The 3,176-nt window shown below is 36.0% G+C and carries 4 protein-coding genes; all 4 read right to left on the bottom strand.

From position 1 onward, the window contains the following. Positions 1-805 precede the first annotated feature (805 nt). The 4 genes from WAM07_RS15070 to WAM07_RS15085 all read right to left on the bottom strand — a co-directional run bounded on the left by WAM07_RS15070 (position 806) and on the right by WAM07_RS15085 (position 2,989). The gene (locus tag WAM07_RS15070) at positions 806-1,156 is read right to left on the bottom strand and encodes a VOC family protein (protein ID WP_422168136.1); all 351 of its coding nucleotides are present in this window, start codon (positions 1,154-1,156) and stop codon (positions 806-808) included. 423 nt (positions 1,157-1,579) lie between these two features. Continuing rightward, positions 1,580-2,158, bottom strand: a complete 579-nt coding sequence (locus WAM07_RS15075) for an SRPBCC family protein (protein ID WP_422168138.1) — start codon at positions 2,156-2,158, stop codon at positions 1,580-1,582. Positions 2,159-2,270: 112 nt separating this feature from the next. Further along, positions 2,271-2,894, bottom strand: a complete 624-nt coding sequence (locus tag WAM07_RS15080; protein ID WP_422168140.1) for a dihydrofolate reductase family protein — start codon at positions 2,892-2,894, stop codon at positions 2,271-2,273. A gap of 14 nt (positions 2,895-2,908) precedes the next feature. Then, on the bottom strand, positions 2,909-2,989 hold the full coding sequence (locus tag WAM07_RS15085) for a helix-turn-helix domain-containing protein (RefSeq protein WP_422168142.1): 81 nt from the start codon (positions 2,987-2,989) through the stop codon (positions 2,909-2,911). Positions 2,990-3,176: the final 187 nt, after the last annotated feature.

Here is a 3,176-nt window from a genome sequence, read left to right on the forward strand (position 1 = left end):
ACATGCGTAATGTCTTTGGTGGATTGTTCGGTATGAATGTTAAGAACGAAGTGGTCATCGAAGGTCACAATGCCAACCCTGACCAAGCAGAAGAAATTGTACAGGAAGGTCTTGAAAAAGTCGCTCAGCTAGCTTCTGATCTGTCTTACCAAAACGCTTAATGCAAGAAATAAGGTCAGCCTCCAAAAGAGGCTGACCTTATTTGAATCTGTTAAAGTTCTACATTGATATGATTATTAAAAAACTTCTATATATTTGGAAGTTCATTTTTATACTGTCTTATTCCACTAACTTAATATAGAGATAATAAGAAGGATCGAATAATCCTACAAACAATTTTTCAATAAGCTCCATCTGAAGTTAAAAAATCACTCCACCTAACTAATCGCAGAAAGACCCTGTTTCAGTAAAGACCTCGTTTATGTAAGACTCAAAATAGAGACATTTTAAATTTATAACTAAGCTGGAAACGGCATTCATTTAAAAATTATAAACACACTGGTTATTTAGGTTTTATTCTTTTCACCTAACTTTAATCCGTTAGCAACAACACCCAATAAGCCAGTAATAATAAATACATACATAACAAAAGAGGAGGTTGAGGAAAGAGATTCAGTAAATAACCTAAGTAAGCCAACCGCAAAAATAAGAAAACTACATTAATATATCTAGTCCTCCTAATTAAAATATATTTCTCATTCATTTTTCAACATTATTGAGCAATTGCCCCCAATTCTGGAATAACGAACACAAATACTTATCAGCAGTACCCGATTGGGAAAAACCTTAATTGTTCCTGATTCATTTATAGATGAATTAAAATATTGACTAGTTTCCCGAACGGATCTCTAACATAAAAACGACGAACCCCCCATGGTTCTTCAGTTGGTCCATACTCAATTGGAACACCAGCATCTTTTATGCGAGTGAGTACATAGTCGAGATCATCAACTTCAATTGACAAATCGGGTACTGGTGTGCCAGAACCTCCATCAGATAAAAAACTGATTTGTGTGGCCATTTCCTCATCAGACCCGTAAGTTGCAATAAATCCAAGGTCCATTAATTGATTAAGTCCTAATATTTTTTCGTAAAAGTGTTTTGCTTTGGAAGTGTCCTGCGTTTCAATATTTGCAACAATTCGTTTGACCTTCATTTTTACACCTCCATGGTATTTTGAAGTTTAGTTTTTTCGTTATTCCACAAAATTGCCCATATGTAGAATAGCTTCCGGATTACTATGCCATAAACCTGTGCTGAAAGTAATGAAAGAAATCCACTTTCAGGTCTTCGTGTTTCACAGATTGGGCAAGTGTGACAATCGCTACTTATATATTTTGCCCTTCGGCGTATATCCTTATATTTCCATTTAGAGACAAAGTAAACATCTCTTTATTTCATATAAATTGGATTACCTAATAATTAACTTTAATCTGTATTTAATATTTGCAGTGAACTTCTTATCTTGAAGACAAGCCTCTATTCCTGTAAGACTTGATATTGAGAAACTTCCCAAAGGCAAACGTGAGACTACCAATAAAAAAGGTGCCGGGATTACTCCAAACACCTTCTCTTCCTCTTAATTTGTGTCGCACTTAACCAATGATGCTCTAAGATTGACTCCATACTCCATATATCCCTTCAAACATGTAAGCATATACACCCAGCCTTCTTTGTTGTCTATTAATTGAGGAATAAGGTCATCGCTGTTTTCATCAAACCCCTCTTCCTTAACTTCTACGATTGTGCTGCCTTCTTCTTGAACAAATTTGATGGTGACTTTATGATTTCCTGGCAACTCAAAAACGACTTTCTTATTTTCTTGAATTTCTGTTATGTCTATATCGCCTTGCGCATCATATTCTTCATATCTTAAAGTAATCGTCTTTCCTTCCTCCCATCTTTCAGAGCTTGAAGAAAACCAAAAGTTACCTATTTTTTTGGGATCAACAAATGCCTCAAAAATCTCATTTGCCGGTTTTTGAATTCTCATTTGAGAAAGATTATTCATACCTATTCCACTCACTTTCATTTTTTTTACTAAAGACAGCATCCTTCTTATAAGCTGCCCTAAAACAAACATATCAAACCCAATGATAAGACTACCTATTTTGATATAGTAGGGTCCTTTGATTTTTACGATATCTTCATTCTTCATTTAAAGTATTAACTACTTCATAATAATATCTACCCTACTTCCTAAAAGCAGTGTAATACATTGTAAGCGACTCACCTTCACTAAAGCCCCCTTTTCTTGAATAATGATATTCCTATGTGTTCCTACTGTTTAAAATTCGATATCTAAGATGAGTTACATCAGCCGTTTCTATCACATCTCCTTTTTCCAGTTGAATTTTTTCTGGACCGATAGGATCAAACAGCCGAATCCCTTTACCAAGTAGAACAGGTACCAAGTGAATTAGAATTTCGTCGACTAGGTTGGCTTTAATACATTGTTGAGCAGTAATTGCTCCACCCATCACCTGGACATTATTCTTTTCTGCAGCAGCTTTAGCTTGTTTAACAGCACTAACAATACCGTCGCTAACAAATGTGAAAGCTGTTTCTCCCCGTGGGATCTCTTTAGGAGGGTCATGAGTGAGCACAAATACCGGGATTCCCTGAATAGGATAGCTGCCTCCCCATCCAGATGTAAGATCGAACGTCCGCCTTCCTGCTATAAGTGCCCCTGTAGTTTTGAAAGATTTATCAAAAACTTCCCTATTGGTTCTGGATAGTTTAAAAAAGTCATTGAATTTACTCGGTATATCCCCACTAAACAGCCACTCGTGAAGAACCTCGCCACCCTCACCAAGGCCCTGCTTACAGTTAACATTTGGACCAGCAATAAAGCCGTCTAGTGACATTGACATGTCTAAAATAACTTTCCCCACTCGCACACTCCTTTCTAAATTGCTTGTTTAGAAACCCCTAACATGTCTGCTAACTTATCTTGAGAGAACCCAAGTTTCTTCCTATGTTCATTCATTTTATTTTTCAAAGTTCTCCAACTCCTACTACACCAGTATGTGAGTAAAGCATACTTTACGTAGAAGCACCTTTATAAACATTTTGTAATATAAAATTCCCTTTATATACAAAAAAAGTGCACCTTTGCTAAAAAGACACAGTTAAATGGTTATTCTTCGACTATTCAGCTCTGTTAAAGATGAAGG

It is taken from the genome of Halobacillus sp., from assembly GCF_049282395.1.
Classification (GTDB): Bacteria; Bacillota; Bacilli; order Bacillales; family Halobacillaceae; genus Halobacillus.